Genomic DNA, 23,134 nt, shown 5'->3' on the forward strand with positions numbered 1-23,134 from the left:
TCTCATGTCCTCCTACCCCGGAACGACCGACCCGCACCAGCTGTCGGTCCTTTTTGTCGAGTACTTCGACGCCGGCAATGTCGACGGTCTGGCATCGCTGTACGAGGACGACGCGATCCTCGTCGGCCCGGACGGCACCACGTCCGACGAACCCGACACCCGCCGCAAGGCGTTCGAACAGCTCTGCGCGCTGGGCGCCAAAGTCGAGGTCATCAACAAGACGTTGCTCGTCCTCCGGGATGCAGCACTATCCCACGGACACTTGCGCCTCGAGGCCGAAGGCCTGCCGACGATGGAAATCCGCACGGCCGAGATCCTGCGGCGACAGACCGACGGCACCTGGAAATACAGCATCGACAATGCCATCGGCTCCGCGATTCTCGACTGAGAGCCCCCCGGGTGATCTCGCCCGCATCGCAAAGCTGTTCATCTCATCCAACGAAAGTGAATCTCATGTCCCCCTACCCCGGCACCACCGACCCGCACCAGCTCACGGTCCTTTTCATCGACTACTTCGAAGCCGGCGATATCGACGGGCTGCTGTCGCTGTACGAGGACGACGCGATTCTCATCGGTCCGGATGGCACGAGGGCCGACGAGCCCGACTCCCGCCGCAAGAGTTTCGAACAGCTCTTCGCGTTGAACACCAAGGTCGAGGTCATCAACAAGACACTGCTGGTCCTCCGGGACGAGGCACTGTCCCACGGGCACTTGCGCCTCGAGGCCGAAGGGCTACCAACGACGGAAATTCGCACGGCGGAGATCTTCCGATGCCAGACCGATGGCACCTGGAAGGTCAGTATCGACAACGCCATCGGCTCAGCGATTCTCGGCTGAGAGCGGTCATGTCAGAGATCAGAACCTCCACCCGGGTCCCGAGCCTGGTCCAGCGCGGCCTGGACCGCGCCGCCGCCGCACTGCTGAAACTCCCGTCCGCCGACAGCGGATACACGGTCACCGCCGACATTCCGGTGGAGACCCGGGACGGCACGACGCTGCTCGTCGATCACTACGCGCCGACGGGAGCCGCTCTCGGGACGATTCTGGTGCGCTCACCCTACGGGCGCAATCAGATGCAGACCGCCCTCTACACCAGGCCCTACGCCGCGCGCGGGTACCATGTCGTCCTGGCCCGGTGCCGCGGTACCTTCGGTTCCGGCGGGGCGTGGGAACCCATGATCAACGAGATCGACGACGGCGCCGACACTGTCGCCTGGCTGCGGCGGCAGCCGTGGTTCGGCGGCCGATTCGCCACACTCGGCGTGTCGTACCTCGGCTTCACTCAGTGGGCCCTACTACAGGATCCACCGCCCGAACTCGTCACGGCGATCGTTCAAGTCGGCCCGCATGACTTCGCGCGCGCCGCATACAACGGTGGCGCTTTCACACTCAATGACATGCTCGGTTGGTGGGACGCCGTGGCCCATCAGGAAGAGATGGGTCTGTTGCGCGGGGCGATATACCTGAGCGGCATGTCGAAACGCATCGAAGGCCCGCTCCGTACGCTGCCCGTCGTCGAATGCGGCAGGGATCTGCTCGGCGAGAAGGGCGACTGGTTCCGCAAGTGGATCAGCGAACGCGATCTCACGGCCGGGCATTGGCCGAAAACGCGACTCGCGGATTCGCTCGACCGTGTCCAGGTTCCGGTATTGATCCACACCGGGTGGCAGGACATCTTCTTCCAGCAGTCGCTGGAGCAGTACCAGCACCTGCGGCAGCGTGGTGTCGACGTGGCCATGACGGTCGGCCCCTGGGAGCATCTCGACATCGAGGGCAAGGCCGCTCCGATGCTGATGGCCGAGAACTTCGATTGGCTCGCAACGCATTTCGGCGGCACAGCGGTGCGGCGATCCGCACCGGTCAAGGTGTTCGTGACGGGTGCGGAGGAGTGGCGAGACGATTCGGCTTGGCCTCCGGAGACGATGCCCGAGACTCTGTACCCGCAGCCCGGCGGCACGCTGGGCGATCAGGTCTGCAAGTCACCGGCATTGACATCGTTCACCTATGACCCAACCGATCCCACACCGAGTATCGGCGGTCGCCTGATGTCCTCCCTGGGCGGGTACAAGGATGACAGCGAACTCGCACGGCGGCAGGACACTCTGGCTTTCACCGGCCCGGCCTTGGCACACGCGGTCGAGATCGCCGGAACCCCGGTGGTTCAGCTCGCCCACGGCAGCGACAACCCCCACGCCGATATCTTCGTTCGATTGTCCGATATCGACCCCGAGGGCCGATCGACGAATGTCAGCGAGGGCTTCGTCCGCCTGGATCCCGCCGCGAACGGCACCGACGTGCGGCTGGATCTGGATGCGGTCGCGCACCGATTCGCGGCCGGGCACCGAATCAGCCTCGTCATCGCGGGTGGCTCGTATCCACGCTGGGAGCGCAATCTCGGCACCGGGGCGGATCCCGCTCACTCCACCGAGACGGCGCCGTCGAATCGAACCATCGATCTCACGCGCTCGCAGCTCGTGCTCCCGGTCGTTTCCTGAGCATGAAACGGCCGGGCCGTCCGCTCGTACGCCTTCGCTTCCCGCCCTCGACGCGTGTCGGAAAGTAATGTTGTTCTCGTGGACACCACGAAGCGGCACGGTAGGCGGCGTCCCCAGGCGGACGGGGCGGCAAGTCCCGACGGTAAGCCGCTCACGCTGAGGGAACGCAATCGACTTCGCACGCGCCGCGTGCTGCTCGACGCGGCCCTCGAGGTCTTCGCCGAATCCGGTTTCGGCGCCGCGACGGTGGAGACCATCGCGGCGCGGGCCGGCGCGTCGAAGGTCACGGTGTACTCGTATTTCCCGCAGGGCAGGGAAGAGCTGTTCCGCGAGCTGTACACAGAGGTCACCGACGAGCTGGTCGACCATGTGCGCAAGGTGTACGACTCCGAAGGCACCTTGGCCGATCGCATTCTCGCGGTGACGAAGGGCCTGCTGGCGATCGCGCAGCGACCGCTGGTCGGGCGCTTCTACTCGATCAGCGATCCTGCGCTCGACGAGGCGCTGCGCCCAGTTCAGGGGGTCGCGTCCGGGACCATTGTCGATTTGATCGCCAGTGATATCGGCCGGGCGCAGCAATCGGGCGAGGTTCGGACGACGGCATCGCCGACGGCGGTCGCGGGCTTGCTCGTCGGGGCCATGCGGGCAGCGCTGGCTGACGTCGCCTACGAGAAGATGACCGCCGCCGATGTGCTGGAGGCGATGGCGGCCTTGGCAGAAGGGCTGTGAAGTCCTGCTGCCAAGGCGTCGCTGCGACCCAACTGTTACGCACCGGTAAAAGTCTGAACTAACGGTAAACTTTACTGCCCATCAGTATTGACTGAGGACGGCCTGCATGCGTAGGTTTCAGAACAGGACAGCCATTACGTGAGCTTCCGATCAACGCTCAGGTCCTGTCACAGGCCGTAGAGAGAGGGCACAGGCACCATGCTTTCCGACATCGAGTCGGCGATCCGAGTCGCACGCCGAGCTCTGGATAATTACGCTGCGGCCACCCAAGCTGTTATTACCTTCGTTAAATTCCGTGAGAACTATGTTTTTCGGGTGGACACACCGGACGGCAGTCACGCACTCCGAATCCATAGAGCCGGATATCGCAGCGATGACGAGATCATCGAGGAATTGGAGCTACTGACCGCCCTCAAAACCGCAGGCGTCGCGGTACCGCATGTTCGCACCTGCACCAATGGCGACCGGCTCTGTTTGATCCCCGACGATGACGGTGATCTGCACCAGGTGGACATGCTGGTCTGGGTCGAGGAAACTACCCCACTGGGCGATATCGGCCTCGCCTTTACCGGAGAAGCAACGGTGGACGAAGACGAGTTCCGCACCCTCGGCGCACTGATCGGCGGATTCCACAATGCGGTGGAATCCCTCGAACCGGCAACAGCCTCGATACGTGCGCGGTGGGACGCGCACGGCTTGGTCGGCGACCGTCCCGTCTGGGGCGACGCACTGCAGGCGTTCGGCGACGACCTGCGCGGACGTCAGATCGTCGAGGAGGCCATCCCCCGCCTGCTCGCCACCATTGACGCGTACGGCCGCCTGCCTGGGCGATATGGATTGATCCATGCCGACTTCACGCCGGAGAATGTACTCGTCGGCACGGACGGTATGACAATTATCGACTTCGACGACAGTGGCGAAGGATATTATCTGTTCGATCTCGCCACCGCATTCTTCTTCTACCAGCCACATCCACGAGCCGATGCGATTCTGGAAGCACTGTGCGAGGGGTACAACAGCATTCGCCCACTCGATGAATCCGATCACGCGGTGCTGCGGCCGATGCTGCTCGCCCGAGGTCTCACTTATCTGGGCTGGGCAGCTGATCGCCCCACCGAGGAGATCTCGGAATTCATTTTCGAGAGTATCCGTCCACTGGTGGTCGACCTCGCCGATGAATTTCTCCGCCAACCAGTAGCGCGGTAGCGCTACCGATACTTTTCAGGGCCGGACCGGAATCCCAATCAAGGGGCCGTGTCCGGCCCTGCGCATATCCACATTGATTAATTGAAGAACGATTATCAATGTGCCCGTCACATCAATCAATCATCCGAGGAAGCGAATACGATGAGTCAACCCTCAACCGCCGTACCCGTGAACGCCGTCTACACCGACGCCGAGGTACTGGTCAGCTCGGGCCAGACCGCCGAGGCCATCTTCATCAAGGACGGCCGAGTCGCCGCGATCGGGTCCAACGACGAGGTCCTCGCGGCCGCGGGCCCCGACGTCGAGCGGAAGAGCTTGGATGGCAGGACCGTTATCCCGGGCCTGGTGGACGCGCACCCACATCTCATGCATTTCACCGCCTTCAAGGCGAGCAGCCTCGACCTCACCGATGCCAAGAGCCACGATGACATCGTGGGGTCCATTCAGGAACTCGCCGCGCAGACCCCGGCGGGAGAATGGATCCAGACCTCACCGGTCGGCGAACCGCACTACTTCGCCCGCCGCTCGGAACGGGACCTCGCCGAGGGCGAACTGCCCGACCGGCACGTGCTCGACCACGCCACCAGCACCCACCCGATCCTCATCCGATCCTGGGCACCCCGCATGCCCAACGTCATCGCACTCAACACCCTCGGACTCGAGCAGCTCGGGATCGACGCCTCCACACCCGATCGAGTGTCCGATGTCTTCATCGAAAAGGACAGCGACGGCAACCCGACGGGCATCCTGCGCGGCACCGTCATCGGCTACTACAACCGGGACTCCTTCTTCCTCGAGCTGGAGAAGAAGATGCCGCCGATCATCTACCCCGAACGGGTGCTCCCGGCGATGATCGGCTCGATGGCCGAATACAACGCCATGGGCATCACCACCATCTACGAGGGCCATTCGATGCAGTTCGAGCTGATCGAGGCCTACGGCGCCTTGCGTGCACAGGGTCTGCTCACCCTGCGTGTGCAAGCCGCCCCCGAACTCGAGGAGATCGCGTTCGCGGCCGATTCACTGACACTCGAGGAGATCCGCGCGAACCTCGAACGGGCGCTGGCGATGCGCAGCCGCGAGGACGACTGGTTCCGCGTGGACGGCATCACCGCGACGATCAGCGGCCCCTTCGGCCCCGGTTTCGGTCTCGTCGATGCCGGATACCTCGATGCGTACGGCCGCACCACCACCGGCAGACGGATGGTCTCCGTCGAGAAGACGCGCCTGTTCTACGAATTCTGTGCCGAGCACGGCCTGCGGCTCAATGTGCTGTCGCTTACCCCCGATGAGCATGAGGAAAATCTCGCCCTCACCCGGCAGATGATGGCCAAATACAACCTGGACAGCGTCCCCTGGGTGGTGCAGCACGGCATCCTGATCAGCCCCGAGCACATCCGGCAGTTCGCGGAACTCGGCTTCAGCATGACCGCAAGCCTGAGCTTCACCTTCGGCAAGGGCGACATGATCGCCGACCGAATGGGCGAGGACAAACTGGAACTGCTCAACCCGCTACGCCACCTCATCGACTCGGGTATGCCGCTGGCCGCCTCCATGGACTGGGGCCCGACCAACCCGTTCGAGCAGATGCAGCTCGCCGTCACCCACCGTCTTACGCCCAGCGGTCGGTCGAATGCCGGTCCCGCCCAGGTCATTACACGCGCAGAAGCCTTCGACATGTGGACCTCGGGTGGCTCGGATGTGCTGGGCTGGAACGGAATCGGCCGCCTGACCCCCGGCAGCTACGCCGACCTCGCGATCCTCGACCGCAACCCCATCACCTGCGACATCGATGCCCTGCCCGCTACTCGAGTCCTGCGGACCATCGTCGGCGGACGGATCGTGCACGACATTCTCCACTGAACCTCCCCGCCGGTTTCCCGCGGTGGCCGTGGGACGAAGTACAGACCCATGGCCACCGCCAGCGACAAAAGGTCCGCGCGAGTTCCGCTGGCCGAGTGATGCACGTTTCGTGTGTTCGACCTCCGGAAACGCTGCGACGCCCAGCGCTTCGGCAGCCGGCGCGGTCGCGGCTGTCTAGCCGGTCGCTATCGCGTCCGTAGCCCAGTATTTGTCTCGGACAACGCGTTTGAGCAACTTGCCAGTCGTGCCTCGGGGTAGCGCGTCGGCGAAATCGATCCTTTTGGGGACTTCGAACTTCGCGAGCCGCGTCCGCGCCAACGCGATCAAGTCCGCGCGCAGACCGTCACGGTCGGTGTTGTCGCCGTGCGGGACGACGACGGCGCAGACGGCCTCGCCCCAGCGTTCGTCGGGGATGCCGAAGACGCAGACCTCGTGCACCGATTCGTGGTCGGCCAGGACGTTCTCCACCACCACCGGGTAGACATTGTAGGAACCGGTGATGATCATGAAGTTCTTGCGGTCGACGATGCGCAGATATCCCTGCTGATCGAGCATGCCGAGGTCACCGGTGACCAGCCAGCCTTCTCTGAGTGCGGCGGCGGTTTCCTCGGGCCGATTGTGGTAACCGGCCATCAGGGTCGCGCCACGCACACAGATGTTGCCGGTCTGCCCCCGCAGCACCGGTCGAAGGTCATCGTCGAGTATTCGCACCTCGCAGTGCAGTGTGGGGCGACCACTCGAGGTGAGGATCTCGGGTTGTCCGCTGAGAGCCTTCTGGTGGTCTTCCCAGCTCAGGATGGCGTAACAGCCGAGGGTGCCTTCCGTGGAGCCGTACCACTGCTGCATCTCACAGCCGAGCGCTTCGGTAGCTTGGCGCACCAGTGCAGGCGTGGCGGGCGCGGTGCCGTATACCACCAGCCTGAGACTCGAAATGTCCCGCGCCATCGCATCGAGTTCGCTCAGGATATCGAGCACCATGGTCGGCACCCAGCCCACGGTGGTGATGCGCTCGGAAGCGATAAGGTCCAGCGCAGCTGGGGCGGAGAACTTGCGTTGGATGACAACCCGCGAACCGTTGACCAGGTTCCGAGTCATCCAGAGCACCGGGACTCCCGCGGCCGGAAGGCAGTGCAGGAACACATCATCGGGGCGGGCACCGGTCTGGAACCAGCTCTTCACCAGTGACTCGATCACTCCGGCCTGACGCCAGAGCGCACCCTTGGGCAACCCGGTCGTCCCGGTCGTGTACGACAAGGCGATGATGTCATCGTCATTCAGTTCGGGAAGTACCGGTTCTCCCGAATGGTCCGACAGCGTCTGCTCGTAATCGCGGCCCCGCTGATGTGACCCGAAACCGATCACCACCAGGTCTGCGACGGTCGATTCGAGCCGGTCGAAGGTTTGCTCGCAGTCGCCGCCCTCGACAATCAGCACACGAGCGCCACTGTCGGAGAGCAGGTGCTGAACTTCGCCAGCGGAATAGCGCGGATTGATGCCGACGCGGACCGCACCGATCAGCGAGCAGGCGTACCACAGTTCGACGACCTCGTGGGAGTCGAAGGACATCGAGGCCACCACATCGCCCTTGCCGATGCCGAGCCCCTGCAACGCCGCGGCGAGACGGCGACTGCGCGCGGCGACATCCCCCCAGCTCAGCCGGGCAGTCTCGGACACATACGCGATACGTTCGGGCCACACAGCCTCGTTCCGCATCAGATAGTCACGCACTAACATTCGATATCTCCTCGTGCGCCGTCTTCGACGTGCGGCCGTTCCGGGGTGCGCCGGGTGTAGTCGGAATACATTGAGCTGGTACCGAGAGGAACAGACCTAGTGCGCGGGCGCCGCATCGAGTGCGGAGTCGGCCGCGCGCCCGGTCTGATCATTCTTAGTTCGCCGCGCCACCAACAGCGTGAACTCGCCGGTGAAGACGTCTTTGCCGTGCTGGTTACGGGCGGTCATCTCGATGGTCACCGACCCGTTGGTGTCGCGCGCTTTGACGCTGACGACCTTGCCGAGCGGTGTGATCGTGTCGCCGAAGAACACTGGCGCCGAGAACCTGAAGTTGTTCATGGCCACCACCGCTTCCACCCGAACGTCGAGGTGCGTCAGCCGCTGCGCGAGTTGGCCGATGGTGAGGGCGAAGGTGAACGGCCCGTGCGCGACCCGGGCCCCGAATGGAGTCTGCTTGGCGGCGACGTCGTTCATGTGCAGGTGGTAGAAGTCGCCGACTATACCGGCATACGCCACGACGTGCGCCTCGGTGACGGTGATCGAGCTGCCCTCGAGTTCGTACCCGATGGCGAGATCCTCGAAGAATATGGGACTGGAGCCGATCATGGGCATGGTTTCCTTTCAATGGGTAACTGGTGTATCGGTATGAGGTCAGCGGTGCGATTGGATCTCGGGACCCGCAGCCACGACCAGTGGCGAATATCGCCCGTTGTCACCACGATCCCTGCGGGATCGCTCGGCGCACCGACTGCATTTCCGCCAGTAGTACCTCGAGGTGAGCGGTGTGCTGTCCGCGCCGCCCGCCGGTGGGCCCGGGCTCGGCGAGTGGTGGGACGGTGAGCATCGCCCGGCGCAACACCTCGCCGACGACGTCGAGCCACCCCGGACGCAGGGAGGCGGGGTCCAGGCCGAAGTGGTCGTCGAGGTCGTCACCGGCGAACATTTCAGCGGTGAACGGCCACAACCTAGTAAGCGCGTCAGCTGTGCGAGTGTGACTTTCCCGGGTGCCGTCGCCGAGCCGGATCACCCACTGCGCGGCGTGGTCGCGGTGATAGGTCACTTCCTTGACCCCGCGACCGGCGACGCCCGCGATCGTCTCGTCGGGGTGGTCGACCAGAGCCTGATAGCGGGCCAGCTGGAAGGTGGAGAACAACAACTGCCGGATCATGGTTTGCGCGTAATCGCCATTGGGTTGTTCGACGAGCAGGAGATTGCCGAACGCGGTGCTGTCGCGAGAGTAGGCCAGTTCGTCCTCATCACCGGCTCGGGAGAGCAGAGCACGAGCCTGTCCGAGCAGGTCGAGCGCGATATTGGCCACCGCGAGCTCTTCTTCGAGTTCGGGGGCCTGAGTGATCCAGAAGCCGAGTTGCTGGCTCAGCACCAAGGCGTCGTCACCTAGGCGCAGCGCGTAGGCGGCGACCGTCATGCGGCCGCACCCGCGGTGCGGTGTTTGTCGGCATAGGCCAGCGCGGCCTCACGCACCCAGGCCCCGTCGTGGTGGGCGGCTCGGCGATTCGCCATGCGGCTCTGCCCGCAGGGTCCGCCATCGGTCATTACCGATCGGAAATCCTCCCAATCCAACTCACCGAAGGTGTAGTGCCCGGTTGCCGGGTCGAAGCGCAATTCGGGATCGGGCACGGTCAGTCCGAGGTACTCGACCTGCGGGACGGCTTGGTCGACGAAACGCTGCCGCAACTCGTCGTTGCTGAAACGTTTGATCTTCCACGCCATCGACTGCTTGCTGTGCGAAGACTCGCTGTCGGGCGGACCGAAGAGCTGCAATGACGGCCACCACCAGCGGTTGACCGCGTCTTGGACCTGGGCGCGCTGTTCGTCGGTTCCGCGCATCATGGCACGTACGAGGTCGAAGCCTTGGCGCTGATGGAAACTCTCCTCTTTGCAGACCCGCACCATGGCTCGTGCGTATGGCCCATAGGAGCAGCGGCTCAACGGCACTTGATTCACGATCGCGGCGCCATCGCCCAACCAGCCCATGACTCCGACATCTGCCCAGGTCGGCATCGGATAGTTGAAGATCGTCGAGTACTTCTGCTTCCCGTCGAGCAGCAACTGAATCAATTCACTGCGGCTCATCCCCAGGGTTTCCGCCGCCGAATACAGATAGGCGCCGTGACCGGCCTCGTCTTGCACCTTCGCGATCAGGATCGCTTTGCGGTGCAGTGACGGTGCGCGCGAGATCCATTCACCCTCCGGTTGCATACCGATTATCTCCGAATGGGCGTGCTGCGCAATTTGGCGCACGAGTGTCGCACGGTAGCCCTCGGGCATCCAATCGCGGGGCTCGATCGATTCGTCGCGGCTGATCCGCGCCTCGAAGTCGGCCACGGCATCGTCAGGCGGTGCCTTGGCTGGTGACTCCGTCATAAGGCGGCTCCTCACTGAACGTTCGGTTAGTTATTACGCTAGGGGTGTGAGTTCGCACCTGTCAAGAGACGACCCGTGGCGGCGCACCGGGTATCGCGCCGACAGCAACAGATCCCATGGTCGTGTTCTAGCGTTGACGGCATGACAGCGGTCAGTGGTGCAACACCGGATCCTTCGGCAGCGGGCCGTTCGACTGTTCCGCGCGGCCCGAAGTCGGCGAGCGGTCGGAAATGGGATCCGGACTCATTGACTGATCTTGCCCTGCAGGTTTTCCTCGAACGCGGCTACAACGCGACATCCATGGAGGATCTCGCCCGCGCCGCGGGCACCCACAAGTCCAACTTCTACCACCACTTCCCCGGCGGCAAGAAGGAGCTGCTCCAGCGCGGTTTGGACCGTGGCCTCGGCGGACTGGCCGGCGTGTTCGAGGAGCCGGCCGCCAACGAGGGACCGGCGCTCGACCGCTTGCAGTACGTACTGCGCCGTGCGATCGAGGTCGAGTTCGACATGTTGCCGGAGGTTGCGTTGCTGCTGCGGGTACGCGGCAGCGGTGAGGTGGAGCGATGGGCACTGGATCGCCGACGTGACTTGACCAAGCGCCTTACGGCGATCGTGGAGGATGCGATCGCGGAGGGCGGAATCCGTGACGATCTCGACGCTCACCTGCTCGCACGCCTACTGCTCGGGATCGAGACGTCCATGACCGATTGGCTGCGCCGCGACGGCCCGCTCGATGCCGCCACCATCGCCCGGATGACGCTGGCCCTCGCATTCGAGGGCCTCACCCCTCGCTCCTGACCATTCAGTCACGCCCACAGGCCAAGTCCCGGTTGGCCACGACCGAAGTCTTGACAGCGCCTTCACCCAGCACCTACGGTCTTCCTCACCGAACGTTCAGTCAGGTTGGACAGCTTCCTCGAATTCCACGATCTTCGATGTCGATTCAAATGACGAATCGCACAATTTGCTATCCGGGCGACCGCCACTTCCTTTTATGGCGGCGATAATCCCCATTGCCGAATTATCAATCCGAGATAGCCGAAGCGAATGAACTAAAAGGCTCGCCCACCTGGATTCCCTCGAGCTCCTGCGCTCATTCACAAATTCCATTCATCAGCCATTGGTAGCTATCGCGACCAAAGCCAACCATGAGCAGACCGCCGCCCGGTATTGCGCACCCAGAAAGAAGTCAATGCCATGATTCAACCCTCAACCGCCGCACCGGTGAACACCGTCTACACCGACGCCGATATACTGGTCAGCTCCGGCCAGACCGCCGAGGCCATCCTGATCAAGGACGGCCGGGTCGCCGCGATCGGGTCCAACGACGAGGTCCTCGCGGCCGCGGGCCCCGACATCGAGCGACAGAGCCTGGACGGCACGACGGTCATCCCCGGCTTGGTGGACACCCATCCTCATCTCATGCACATCACGGCGTTCAAGGCGAGCAGCCTCGACCTCACCGATGCCAAGAGCCACGATGACATCGTCGCGACGATTGCCGACCTCGCCGCACACACCCCACCGGGGGAATGGATCCAGACCTCACCGGTCGGCGAACCGCACTACTTCCTCCGCCGCTCGTCCCTGGATCTCGCCGAGGGCGAACTGCCCGACCGGCACGTGCTCGACCACGCCACCAGCACCCACCCGATCCTCATCCGAGCCTGGGCACCCCGCATGCCCAACGTCATCGCACTCAACACCCTCGGACTCGAGCAGCTCGGGATCGACGCCTCCACGCCCGATCGAGTGTCCGATGTCTTCATCGAAAAGGACAGCGACGGCAACCCGACGGGCATCCTGCGCGGCAGCGTCATCGCGTACTACAACGAGGACTCCTTCTTCAAGGAGCTCGAGAAGAAGATGCCGCCGATCATCTACCCCGAACGAGTGTTCCCGGCGATGATCGGCTCGATGGCCGAATACAACGCCATGGGCATCACCACCATCTACGAGGGCCATGCGATGGGTTTCGCATTGATCGAGGCCTACGGCGCACTCCGCGCGCAGGAGCTGCTGACTCTGCGCGTACTAGCCGCACCGGAATTCGACGAAAACGCATTCGGTGGCGAAACACGCTCACTCGAGGAGGTTCGAGAGACCCTCGAGCGAGCGCTGGCGATGCGCAGCCTCGACGACGACTGGTTCCGCGTGGACGGCATCACCGCGACGATCACCGGCCCCTTCGGCCCCGGAATCGGCCGCATGGACGCCGGATACCGAGACGCGTACGGCCGCACCACCACCGGCGTGCGGAAGGTCTCCGTCGAGAAGACACGCCTGTTCTACGAGTTCTGCGCCGAGCATGGACTGCGCCTCAACGTCCTGTCACTGACCCCCGACGAGCACGAGGAAAACCTGGCACTCACCCGCGAGATGATGGCCAAACACAACCTGACGAGCGTGCCCTGGATAGTGCAGCACGGCATCCTGATCAGCCCCGAGCACATCCGGCAGTTCGCGGAACTCGGCTTCAGCATGACCGCAAGCCTGAGCTTCACCTTCGGCAAGGGCGACATGATCGCCGACCGAATGGGCGAGGACAAACTGGAACTGCTCAACCCGCTACGCCACCTCATCGACTCGGGTATGCCGCTGGCCGCCTCCATGGACTGGGGCCCGACCAACCCGTTCGAACAGATGCAACTCGCCGTCACCCACCGCTTCTCGCCGCCGAGCGACCGTTGCAACGCCGGGCCCGGCCAGGTCATCAGCCGTGCGGAAGCTTTCGACATGTGGACCTCCGGCGGCTCTGACGTACTCGGCTGGAACGGAATCGGCCGCCTGACCCCCGGCAGCTACGCCGACCTCGCGATCCTCGACCGCAACCCCATCACCTGCGACATCGACGCCCTGCCCGCTACCCAAGTCCTGCGGACCATCGTCGGCGGACGGATCGTGCACGACATCCTGCACTGAACCGACGCCGAGATTCCCACGGTTGTTTACTAAATGTAAATTTCCATAACTATCCACGTGTTTTACTTACGCATCGTTCATTTTGGTCGTAGTGTTGCCGCTACCCACCTGACCCAACCCTCTCCAGGAGCACCATGATCACCCTCGGCATTACCGGCCGGAACGTTCTTGTCGCCGGCGGCACCTCAGGCATCGGCTTGGCCGTTGCCGAAGGCGCGGCCGGCGAGGGAGCCGGGGTCGGCATCATCGGCCGATCGCCGGAACGCCTGCAAAACGCCCTCACGTCCCTGCGTACCGCACACCCTGGCGCGAAGGTCGTCGGCGCGACAGCCGACGTCTCGGACGAAGCGTCGCTCAACGCCGCCATCGAACAGATCACCGCGGAACTCGGCGGCCTCGATCATGTCGTCAGTAGTGCGGGCATCGCCGGACTACTGGGACAAGAGGTCGACGAGGTAGCGGCGGACGAGTTCCTGGACGTGCAGCGTGTCAACGTCCTCGGCCCCTTCCTCACCGCCAAGGCCGTCCTGCCCCACCTCAAGAAGGGAACGGCCCCGACGTTCACGCTGATCGGCAGCGATTCCGGATTCGTGGCAGTTCCCGGCATGCTCGCCTACAACGCGTCCAAGGGCGCGATCGTGCAATTCACCCGGGCTTTGTCGGTGGAACTGCATGCGCCGCACGGCATTCGAGTGAACAGCGTCTGCCCCTCTATCGTCGACACACCGCTGGCGCGAGAAGCGATGGAGATCGAGTCTTTCGAGGGGGTCGACTACCCGGTGAGCACCGCCGAGCACATCGCGTGGCTGGTGTTGAGCTTGATGTCGCCCAATTCTATTGCGGTGAACGGTGTTTCACTCGTCGCCGACTACGGCTTCCACGCCCGATCGAACTTTCCGGCGTGACCCGGGCAGCCAGAGAACCGATGGGAAACAAGAACCATGAGTACTGAACTGTGGCGCTGGTCCGCCGAACAGACCGCACGCGGGATTCGCGACGGGGAGATCTCCTCGACCGAGGCCGTGACGTCCGCCCTTGCCCGGTTGGAGGCGACGAACGCGGTGTCGAACGCCTTCGGCGAGGTGCTGGAGAACGCTCTCGATCTGGCCAAGACCGCCGACGCGGCGGTCGCCCGGGGCGATCGGCTCGGACCGCTGCACGGCGTCCCGACCGCCATCAAGCTCAATACCGATATCGAGGGGCTCCCGACACCGGACGGCGTCGAGGCGTATCGCGGCAACATCGCGACCGAGTCGGCACCGGTGGTGGTGAATCTTCGTGCGGCGGGCGCGATTCCGATCGGGCGCACGAACTGTCCGCCGTTCTCGTTCATGTGGTCGAGCACCAGTGACGGCTTCGGTGTCACCCGCAACCCGTGGGACGCTTCGGTGACTCCGGGCGGCTCCAGCGGTGGCGCGGCGGCCGCGCTGGCCACCGGCGTGGTGAGCATCGCGCACGGCAATGACATCGCGGGTTCGATTCGCTACCCGGCCGCGGTCTGCGGTGTGGTCGGTCTGCGGCCCACGGTGGGACGGGTGCCGCTGTGGCATCCGGCGCCCGGCACCGGCATGCTGTTGGCCTTCCAGCATTTCGGGGTCGAGGGCCCGATGGGGCGGACGGTCGCCGATGTCCGTCTCGGCCTGCGGGCGATGCAGGGCGGGGACGTCCGTGATCCGGTGTGGATACCGGCGCAGGACCTTCCCGACGCGGGCCCGGTGCGCGTCGCGGTCGTCACCGATCCCGGCGAGCACGCACTCGCCGGACGCGGACTGCCGCAAACGGATTCGGCGGTGCGGACCGCGGGCGATTGGCTCACCGCCGCCGGGTACGAGGTGGAAGAGGTGGCGCTGCAGGCCCTGGGTGAAGCCGCGACCCTGTGGTGGAAGCTAACGTATACCGAATTGCGGGCCTTCGGGGTTTTCGCCGAGGTCGAACGTGTCGGCGACGCCGGAATCCGGGCCTTCATGGACTACAGCGATGTAGCGGTCGTAGAGGCGTTCGGGACCGTCGCGCTGGAGGACTACCTCGCGACTCAAGCCCGACTCTCGCTGCTGCGGCGCCAGATCTCGGAGTTCATGGATCGCTACCCGCTGCTGTTGCTGCCACTGTCCGGCGAACCGCCCTTCCCGCTCGGTGACGACACGCAGTCGGCCGCCCGGGTGCACGAACTCATCCGGCATCAGTGGCCGAATACCGCCCTCCCGGCACTCGGGCTGCCGGGGCTCAGCCTACCGGTGGTGCCGACATCGGGCGCGCCGCTGGGAATTCAGCTGGCGGGCAGGGCATTTCACGAGGATGCCCTGCTGCGAGCGGGCGAAGTCATCGAAAGCCGATCGAAGATCATCACCCCGATCGATCCCCGCAAGCCCTGACGAGACATAACGACGGGCCGCTACCGCACGTGACTGACCACACCGGTCGAGCGCGCGCGGTGGCGGCCTTCGCCGTCCTGGCGGCGCGCGGTCCGCCGGACAAGTTCCTCTAGTGAAAGCCAGCAGCACAATGCCCGAAAACATGAACACCACGGCCGAACCCGCCGAACCCGGCGTCGTGGCGACCGGAAACCTTCGTCAGACCCTGGGGACGTGGAATGTCATTTTGATGGTGATCGCCGCCGCGGCGCCGATGGCGGCGGTGATCGGCATCGTGCCGGTCGCGTTCGGCCTCGGCAACGGGGCGGGTGTACCGGTCACCTTTGTCGGCGTCACCCTCGTACTCGCACTGTTCTCCGTCGGCTACTCGGCGATGAGCCGACGGATCGTGTCGACAGGAGCCTTTTATTCGTATGTGGTGCAAGGGCTCGGCGGCATAATCGGGCTCGGCGCGGCATTCATCGCGGTCGTGTCCTACATCGTGTTCATCTCCGGCGCGGTCGGCTATGTCGCGTACTTCAGCCGCACGGCGGTCATCCAGGTCGCCGGGTGGGACGGGTCGTGGGTGCTGTATGCCGTTATCGGCGGACTGGTCGTCGCGGTCTTGGGGTACCGACGGATCGATTTCAGTTCGAAGGTCATCGCCGTCCTGCTCGCCGGTGAGTTCGCGATCCTGTTGTGCCTGGTGGTCAGCGTCATCATCCATCTCGGATGGCAGGCTTTTCCGATCGGTTCGTTCTCCACCGGTGCGGCGACATCGGGCACGCCGGGGATCGCCGTCATGCTCGCTTTCACCTGTTTCATCGGATTCGAGTCCGCCGCACTGTATTCCGAGGAAACCCGCGATCCACGACGCACCGTCGCCCGCGCGACCTTCGGGTCGGTGGCGGTGATCGGCGGCTTCTATATCCTCACCTCCTGGGTGACGGTCGGAGCCGTAGGAGCCGACCACATCGTCGACACGGCCACCCAGTCGACCGGCACCATGTACTTCGATCTGACCGCGGCCTATCTCGCGCCGTGGGTCGCCGATGTGATGGCGGTGCTGATGGCGACCAGCCTGTTCGCGACGACGCTCTCGATTCACAATGTCGCGAGCCGGTACCTGTTCGCCCTGGGCCGCCAGCATTGCCTGCCGCGATCCCTCGGCCGCGTGCACGGCCGGCACGGCAGCCCGCATCTCGCGAGCGCCGTGGTTTCAACCGTCACCGCGGTGATCGTATTAGCTTGTGCGGCAATGTCTATCGATCCACTGGTCGGACTGGGAACCGTGGGGATCGGCTTCGGCACCGTCGGGATCATCGCCCTGCAATGTCTCGCGAGCCTCGCCGTCTTCGGCTATTTCCGTCGAGTGAAGAGCACCCCCGGTTTCGCCACGGTCGTCGCTCCCCTAGTGGCGTTCGCGGGCCTCGGTTTCGCCCTCTACCTCGCGGTCGAGAAGTTCGAATTGCTCAGTGGCGCAACCAATGCGTTCGTGAATGCGCTTCCGACACTGCTCCTGGTCACCTTCGCCGCCGGAGCCTGCTACGCGACGTGGCTGCGAACCAAACGTCGAGCGCATTACCTGCGGATCACAGAGCTCATGACCACCACTCCGCAGAGCTGATCCGGCACCACCCCACACGCGAGCGGTGCGCTGCCCGACGGTAGTTCGGGCAGCGCACCGCTCGGCGTTTCAGCTCCTGGGCTCAGCCGACCTCGACAGCGGAGAGCGGGATGGGCTGGAAGATCGCGGGCTCCTCCTCGGGCAGGATCGCGGTCGGGCCGTACAGCCAGTCCACGAACGAGTAGTCGTAGGTGTCGCGGTCCACCAGCAACCTATTGCGCCGCAGGCGCGCGATCCCGTCGAGATGCCACAGTTCACCCCAGGCGCGCGAGGTGTTCAGGACGCGGCGGCAGTGTTCGGAGCGCACGGCTTCGTACGCCGCGAGGACGGCCGTCCAGTCGACCGAGCCGTCCGCCCGTTTCCGCCGGGCGACGTGCTCCCCCAGCACCCAGCCGTCCTCGATCGCCATAATGGCTCCCTGCGCGATGTACTGCAGGGGCGGATGCGCCGCATCGCCCAGCAGGGCGACGCGGCCGCGGACCCATGTCATGATCGGGTCGCGGTCGAACATCCGCCACCACTTGTCCCGCCACATGAACGGAAGGCCTTGCCGCACGGTCGAACACGTGTGCGCGAAGGCGGTATCCAGTTCATCCGGGGAGCCCCAGTCGTCGGCGCCGGCCAGCGCCTTCGGGGATTCGAAGACGGCGACCTGGTTGAGCAGTTCGCCGCCGCGCAGGCCGTAGTGGACGAAGTGGCAGCGCGGCCCGACATAGACCACGACCTCGGAGAGGTCGATATCGCGGACGGTGGCCTGTGCTATCGGGACGGTTCCGCGGTACGCCACATAGGCCGAATCGACGGGCTCGTCGTCGACGAATTGTGCGCGGGCGACCGAATGCAGTCCGTCGGCCGCGATCACGAGATCCGCCTGTTCGGTCCGCCCGTCGGCGAGCCGCACCCGCTCTCCGGCGGCGGTGTTCTCGTAAGCGACCACCGTGTGGTCCGTCACCAGGTCGACACCGGCGCGTTGGCAGGCACGCAGCAGCAGACCGTGCAAGTCGCTGCGATGGATCACCAGATAGGGAAAGCCGTAACGCCGCTCCAAATCGGTCAGGTCGAGCCGCGTCAGCTCGCTGCCGTCGACCGCGTCCCGCATGATCATGTTCGCCGGTAGCACGCCGAGGCTCTTCGCCTCGTCGAGCAATCCGTAATCATCCAGGATACGAGTGCAATTCGGAGCGAGCTGAATACCCGCGCCGATTTCGCCGAACGCCGCCGCCTGTTCGAGCACCCGGACGCGCAATCCCTGGTGGGAGAGGGAGTATGCAGCCGCGAGACCGCCGATCCCGCCCCCGACAATGATCACGTCCTGCTTCAGGTCACCCATCTGGGCCAAATCCTTTCTGCCTGGCCTCATTCGGCCGTACACGTCAGAGCCACGGCCCCAGGGCCGGGGCGTGGGAGAAGCCGCAGGGTCGGCCCGTCAGGTACGCGGCCACCTCTGCGAGCGGCCCCGAGATCCTCGTAGCGGAGCCGTCACCCGGGAGTTCCCAGGATCTGTCCACATCGGTGGCCACCAGCAGGAGCGCGGGACCGGATCCCGCGGACCGTTTGGCGACAGCGTCGTCGCACAGGGCCGCCAAATAACCGGCGGGCAGGTCGGCGAAGGTGACGCCGAGCGCGAGGCCGCTCGACAGGTCGACCGCGTGCACCCAGACTTCCCGCGCACGCATCCACGGAATCTCCGTCGCGGCAACGGTACGGCCCTGCGCGGTAACCACTTTCGCCGCCCAGTCGGCGGGCTCGAGGTCGGCCATCGCCGCATCGAGCCGCTCGGCAGACGAGCACAGCCATGCGGTGAGCTCGGTGTCCGGCAACCGAGTGCCCGCCTCGATCCCCGCCGCCCGTTCTTCCGGCGACGCGTACATCGGCGTCCGTTCGCCGGTCGCGGCCCAACGCAGGAGATTGCCCAGCGCCTCAGCATTGGCCGCCACATGGGCGGCCACGTGTTTGCGGGTCCAGCCCGGCAGCGGAGTGTCTGCGGCATAGTCGAATTCGCCGAGCTCTATCACGTTGAGCAGGACCTTGGTGCCATGACGCATCCAGTCGAGCCCGTCTTGGAAACCGCGTGCCACTAGGACTCCTCGACGATCTTGTTGGTGCACGCGCCCACACCTTCGATCTCGGTGACCAGGGTCTCGCCGCCGACCAGGTAGACCTTCGGGTCGCGGGCGTGCCCGACTCCCGCGGGTGTGCCGGTGGCGATGAGGTCCCCGGGATTGAGGCGAATGATGGTGGAGGCGTACCGCACGAGTTCGACCGGATCGAACAGCAGGGTGCCGGTGTTGTCCTCCTGCATGATTCGGCCGTCGACGATCGTGCGCACCCGCAATGCGGGGCGCACCCCACCGACCTCGTCGGGAGTGACCAGATACGGCCCGACCGGGGTCGAGGAGTCCCAGATCTTGCCCTGTGTCCATTCGATGGTGCGAAACTGCCAGTCCCGCACGGAGATATCGTTCATCACGGTGAATCCCGCGATCGCTGCGGCGGCTTCCGGCTCGGTCGCCCGGCGAACCGGCTGACCGATCACGACGACGAGCTCGACTTCCCAGTCCAGCGCGCGGGTTTCCTGGGGTTTGCCGATCGGGTCGTTGGCACCGGCAAGCGTATCGGCGAATTTCGGGAACAGCGTGGGGTATTCGGGAAGTTCCCGGCCCATTTCCTTGATGTGGTTCGTGTAGTTGTGGCCTACGCAGAGAACCTTCGACGGGTTCGGCACCAGCGGTGCGAAATCGGCTCCGTCGACGGCATAGGTCGGGCCCGTTGCCGCACCGGCCCGTGTCGCCCACTCCGCGTGGGCCAGGAACGCGCCGAGGTCTGGAGCGCCGAGGTCGACCAGCCTGTCGTTCTCAAGCTTGACGGCGCGCGTTCCGTCGGTGGTGCGAATTGTGGCCAGCCTCATCGAGTTACCTCTTTCCGGTCGAGCTGGAGTGCCTCGAAGATCGGGGAGTCGGAGAAACGGAACAGGTCCAGGGCCCCGGAGTCGGAGTCGGTGGCGCTCGCCTCGGACTTGACGGAGAAGGGCGCCCAGGACGGGACGACGAAGAGGTCTCCGCGAGTCACCGACCAGGTCGTGTCTCCTACGGTCACGGTGCCCGCGCCGTCGAAGACCTGGTAGACCGATGAACCCGTCTCGCGCACCGGTGCGGTGTCGATGCCGCGCACCACCCGGTGGAATTCGGTTCGCATGGTGGGCAGGGCATCTCGGCCGTCGGCGGGGTTGGTGTAGCGGACCGCGGCATGTCCCGGCTCGACGGTGCCGCCGTGCCCTTCCCGCTCGAGAGCGAGCTGGTCGGCGAGAGCGCGATCGGTGAATTCCCACTTGTAGGCGAGCAGTGGGCTGCCAGCGGTGAGATGCTGGGCGGCGACGGGCCGCAGCCCCGGGTGCCCCCACAGTCGCTCGGAGCGGGAACGCCGCGGAGTGTCGCGTTCCTCCGCGCTGATCTGGTCGCGGCCGAACTCGAAGAACTGTGTCTCGGTGAGGTATTGGAAGGGTATGTCGAGGCCGTCGATCCACGCCATCGGCTCGGCGGTCGCGTTGTGGTGAGCGTGCCAGTTCCATCCGGCCTGGGGCAGGAAGTCGCCGCGGTTCATCGGGACCGGGTCGCCGCCGACGACCGTCCACACACCGGACCCTTCCACGACGAACCGGAAGGCGTGCTGGGTATGGCGGTGCTCGGGGGCGTCTTCACCCGGCAGCAGGTACTGGATGGCGGCCCACAATGTCGGTGTCGCGAAGGGGCGCCCGCCCAGCGCGGGATTCGCCAGTGCGATAGCGCGGCGCTCACCGCCACGGCCCACGGGAACCAGGTCCCCCGCCTGCTCGGCGAGCTTGCGCAGGGCCTCCCACTTCCACAGATGTGGAACTGCCTGTGACCGCGGGTACGCGGGCATGAGATCGCCGATCTGGGTCCACAACGGGACCAGGAGTTCCTCCTCGAAGCCGCGATAGAGCCGCTCGAGGTCAGGGGGCACATCAGGTTGGTCCGGTGCGGCCACTGCCTGTAGGCGAACCGGGGAGTCGTCAACACTCATGCGACTACGGTGACATTGTTCCTCTCAACAGAACATAAGATTCTGATTGGCAGAATAGGTAAGCCGACGTCATCCGGGAACCGCTCAGGCTCGCCGCTGGGCAGCGGTCGGCGTCGGGTCGGCGGCAAACTTGTCGACCAGCTCCAAACCACGCTCCGCCCAAGCGATCTCGGTACGAGCGCGCTCGATCAAGCCGTCGTACGCGAAGGCTTTGAACGCGATGATCCGTTCATGCTGCTCCGGAGGAGAGCTGGCCAGCCGAGCCGCCAGCGTGGGGTTGGTCCGGTCGAGTATGGCGGCCCGGACAGCCGACCACTGTTCGATCTGTTCCCGGTGGAACTCGATGTGCCGTTCCATATGCTCGCGTGCGGATTCCGGCCGCGCCCATTCCAGATACGCGGCCCTGAGCCGGTGGGTATCGCGCTCCCGCTGGTACACCCCCGGATCATTGATCCAGTCACGAAACTGGCGAACACCCTCGTCGGTGATTCGATACTCCCGCTTGACGCGTCGCCCTCCTGCGGGCAACTCGGTGGCCTCGACCAGGCCCTCCTCCTCCATGTTCCGCAGCTGCGGGTAGATCTGCGAGTCCGGTGCGTACCAGACGAATCCCACCGACGTACCGAACTGCTTCGCGATGTCGTACGCGCTCAGCGGTCGCGCGGTGAGCAGGGCGAGGAGGGCGTAACGCAGGCTCATGACTCCATTCTCACGATCGAGGTCGACATTGTCGTCACCGGCCGCGTTCGAGGCATGGCCCGCGTGTCCTGGCTGATCCGATCAGGGAATGTCGACGGTCAGCACGGCACGAGAGCCGACTTTGCTCGGATCGAGGACCGCACGGGACACGCACGCGCACATCTTGGGCGATGCCTTCTTCTGCTCGTCACTGAAGAAGACATCACGGTGGTCGATCCGGCCCTCGACACGCACGACCCGAATTTGGCACAGTCCACATTCGCCCTTGCGGCAATCCGAGATCACTTTCGCGCCAACGTCTTCCAGCGCTTCGAGCAGGGATCGCCCGCGCCCGACCGTCGTCTCGATACCCAACGCGGGAAGGCAGACGACGAACTCCTCGGGTTCGTACCACCCGCTGTTCCCGAATGTCTCGTACCGCAGATCCGCGGCGGGCAGGCCCGGTTGTGCCATCGTCGCCGAACGGCGTCCATGAGCCGGATCGGCCCGCACATATACAACTCCGTCGGCCAGTCCGCGGCGATCTCGTCGACGAGCGCCCCCGCGTCGAGGGATGTGCCTTCGTCGTCGACGTGGACCCGGATATCGCCGCCGTGAATTTCGGTGAGCTCGTCGAGATAGGCCATCCGATCGCGGCTACGGCCGACGTACACGAGCGTGTACCGCGCTTTCACCCGATGCAGCACCCGTGCCATCTCGGCGATGGCGGTAATGCCGATTCCACCGGCCAGCAGGACGTATCGAGGTGCGCCGATACGTAGTGGAAAGTTCTGGAGTGGCTGGGTCATTCGCAGTTCGTCCCCCGGCTGGAGGATGTGCATGAAACGTGACCCGCCAAGTGAGTCCGGTGCCAGGTTGACGCTGATCACCAGTTCGCTCCCGTCGGGGCTGGCGCTCACCACCGAATACGATCGGATATCGCTGCGACCCTCGGCCTGAATGACCACATCGATGTGGGATCCCGGTGGTGCGGCACCAGGCTTTTCGGTGCGCACCACAATCCGCTGGATGCCCGTGGCGACCAGCACGGCTTCGATGACGCGACCCGTCTGCCAGATCACTTGTGCGTTCGCGGCCATGGC

20 protein-coding genes and 1 pseudogene are annotated in these 23,134 nt (G+C 64.8%); 11 read left to right on the plus strand and 10 right to left on the minus strand.

Annotated elements, in window-relative coordinates; all coding sequences use genetic code 11:
* Window positions 1-4: 4 nt before the first annotated feature.
* From ACQP2U_RS28105 to ACQP2U_RS28130, 6 genes are all read left to right on the plus strand, one after another.
* Window positions 5-388: a YybH family protein gene (locus ACQP2U_RS28105; protein ID WP_433710204.1), complete on the plus strand. Its 384-nt coding sequence runs from the start codon at window positions 5-7 to the stop codon at window positions 386-388.
* Window positions 389-453: 65 nt separating this feature from the next.
* The gene (locus ACQP2U_RS28110) at window positions 454-837 is read left to right on the plus strand and encodes a YybH family protein (RefSeq protein WP_433710205.1); all 384 of its coding nucleotides are present in this window, start codon (window positions 454-456) and stop codon (window positions 835-837) included.
* 8 nt (window positions 838-845) lie between these two features.
* On the plus strand, window positions 846-2,495 hold the full coding sequence (locus ACQP2U_RS28115) for a CocE/NonD family hydrolase (protein WP_433710206.1): 1,650 nt from the start codon (window positions 846-848) through the stop codon (window positions 2,493-2,495).
* A gap of 78 nt (window positions 2,496-2,573) precedes the next feature.
* On the plus strand, window positions 2,574-3,224 hold the full coding sequence (locus ACQP2U_RS28120) for a TetR/AcrR family transcriptional regulator (RefSeq protein WP_433710207.1): 651 nt from the start codon (window positions 2,574-2,576) through the stop codon (window positions 3,222-3,224).
* A 198-nt stretch (window positions 3,225-3,422) separates the two neighbouring features.
* On the plus strand, window positions 3,423-4,430 hold the full coding sequence (locus ACQP2U_RS28125; RefSeq protein ID WP_433710208.1) for a phosphotransferase enzyme family protein: 1,008 nt from the start codon (window positions 3,423-3,425) through the stop codon (window positions 4,428-4,430).
* Window positions 4,431-4,571: 141 nt separating this feature from the next.
* Window positions 4,572-6,293 (plus strand): amidohydrolase, encoded by a 1,722-nt coding sequence (locus ACQP2U_RS28130; protein ID WP_433710209.1) that lies wholly within the window; start codon window positions 4,572-4,574, stop codon window positions 6,291-6,293.
* Window positions 6,294-6,467: 174 nt separating this feature from the next.
* On the opposite strand, the gene ACQP2U_RS28135 is transcribed toward ACQP2U_RS28130, so the two are convergent.
* The 4 genes from ACQP2U_RS28135 to paaA all read right to left on the minus strand — a co-directional run bounded on the left by ACQP2U_RS28135 (window position 6,468) and on the right by paaA (window position 10,412).
* Window positions 6,468-8,027: a class I adenylate-forming enzyme family protein gene (locus ACQP2U_RS28135; protein WP_433710210.1), complete on the minus strand. Its 1,560-nt coding sequence runs from the start codon at window positions 8,025-8,027 to the stop codon at window positions 6,468-6,470.
* 96 nt (window positions 8,028-8,123) lie between these two features.
* Complete coding sequence (locus ACQP2U_RS28140) at window positions 8,124-8,633, minus strand: MaoC family dehydratase (RefSeq protein ID WP_433710211.1); 510 nt, start codon at window positions 8,631-8,633, stop codon at window positions 8,124-8,126.
* Window positions 8,634-8,739: 106 nt separating this feature from the next.
* Window positions 8,740-9,453 carry a 1,2-phenylacetyl-CoA epoxidase subunit PaaC gene (gene paaC / locus ACQP2U_RS28145; RefSeq protein ID WP_433710212.1) on the minus strand — a complete coding sequence of 238 codons (714 nt, stop codon included), beginning with the start codon at window positions 9,451-9,453 and terminating at the stop codon, window positions 8,740-8,742.
* Complete coding sequence (gene paaA, locus ACQP2U_RS28150; protein WP_433710213.1) at window positions 9,450-10,412, minus strand: 1,2-phenylacetyl-CoA epoxidase subunit PaaA; 963 nt, start codon at window positions 10,410-10,412, stop codon at window positions 9,450-9,452. The genes paaC and paaA overlap by 4 nt, the downstream gene beginning before the upstream one ends.
* Before the next feature lie 141 nt (window positions 10,413-10,553).
* Between paaA and ACQP2U_RS28155 the strand changes: the two genes are divergently transcribed.
* The 5 genes from ACQP2U_RS28155 (at window position 10,554) to ACQP2U_RS28175 (ending at window position 17,312) form a co-directional block, all read left to right on the plus strand.
* Window positions 10,554-11,210 (plus strand): TetR/AcrR family transcriptional regulator, encoded by a 657-nt coding sequence (locus ACQP2U_RS28155; RefSeq protein WP_433710214.1) that lies wholly within the window; start codon window positions 10,554-10,556, stop codon window positions 11,208-11,210.
* Between the two features lie 399 nt (window positions 11,211-11,609).
* On the plus strand, window positions 11,610-13,334 hold the full coding sequence (locus ACQP2U_RS28160) for an amidohydrolase (protein WP_433710215.1): 1,725 nt from the start codon (window positions 11,610-11,612) through the stop codon (window positions 13,332-13,334).
* 134 nt (window positions 13,335-13,468) lie between these two features.
* Window positions 13,469-14,239: an SDR family NAD(P)-dependent oxidoreductase gene (locus tag ACQP2U_RS28165; protein WP_433710216.1), complete on the plus strand. Its 771-nt coding sequence runs from the start codon at window positions 13,469-13,471 to the stop codon at window positions 14,237-14,239.
* Between the two features lie 36 nt (window positions 14,240-14,275).
* On the plus strand, window positions 14,276-15,706 hold the full coding sequence (locus ACQP2U_RS28170; protein WP_433710217.1) for an amidase: 1,431 nt from the start codon (window positions 14,276-14,278) through the stop codon (window positions 15,704-15,706).
* 142 nt (window positions 15,707-15,848) lie between these two features.
* Window positions 15,849-17,312, plus strand: coding sequence for an APC family permease (locus ACQP2U_RS28175; RefSeq protein ID WP_433710218.1), 1,464 nt, complete (start codon window positions 15,849-15,851; stop codon window positions 17,310-17,312).
* 82 nt (window positions 17,313-17,394) lie between these two features.
* Here ACQP2U_RS28175 and ACQP2U_RS28180 read toward each other — a convergent pair whose 3' ends face one another.
* The 6 genes and pseudogenes from ACQP2U_RS28180 to ACQP2U_RS28205 form a co-directional block, all read right to left on the minus strand.
* Window positions 17,395-18,642, minus strand: coding sequence for an FAD-dependent monooxygenase (locus ACQP2U_RS28180; RefSeq protein ID WP_433710219.1), 1,248 nt, complete (start codon window positions 18,640-18,642; stop codon window positions 17,395-17,397).
* Between the two features lie 43 nt (window positions 18,643-18,685).
* Window positions 18,686-19,390, minus strand: a complete 705-nt coding sequence (locus ACQP2U_RS28185; RefSeq protein WP_433710220.1) for a maleylpyruvate isomerase family mycothiol-dependent enzyme — start codon at window positions 19,388-19,390, stop codon at window positions 18,686-18,688.
* Window positions 19,390-20,220, minus strand: coding sequence for a fumarylacetoacetate hydrolase family protein (locus ACQP2U_RS28190; RefSeq protein ID WP_433710221.1), 831 nt, complete (start codon window positions 20,218-20,220; stop codon window positions 19,390-19,392). Before ACQP2U_RS28190 ends, ACQP2U_RS28185 begins: the two co-directional genes overlap by 1 nt.
* Window positions 20,217-21,353: a cupin domain-containing protein gene (locus ACQP2U_RS28195; protein WP_433710222.1), complete on the minus strand. Its 1,137-nt coding sequence runs from the start codon at window positions 21,351-21,353 to the stop codon at window positions 20,217-20,219. Before ACQP2U_RS28195 ends, ACQP2U_RS28190 begins: the two co-directional genes overlap by 4 nt.
* An 84-nt stretch (window positions 21,354-21,437) precedes the next feature.
* Window positions 21,438-22,052: a PadR family transcriptional regulator gene (locus ACQP2U_RS28200; RefSeq protein WP_433710223.1), complete on the minus strand. Its 615-nt coding sequence runs from the start codon at window positions 22,050-22,052 to the stop codon at window positions 21,438-21,440.
* Window positions 22,053-22,133: 81 nt separating this feature from the next.
* Window positions 22,134-23,131 (minus strand): annotated as a pseudogene (locus ACQP2U_RS28205) (PDR/VanB family oxidoreductase).
* Between the last annotated feature and the right edge of the window lie 3 nt (window positions 23,132-23,134).

Source organism: Nocardia sp. CA-084685, from assembly GCF_050955785.1.
In the GTDB taxonomy this organism is placed as follows: domain Bacteria; phylum Actinomycetota; class Actinomycetes; order Mycobacteriales; family Mycobacteriaceae; genus Nocardia.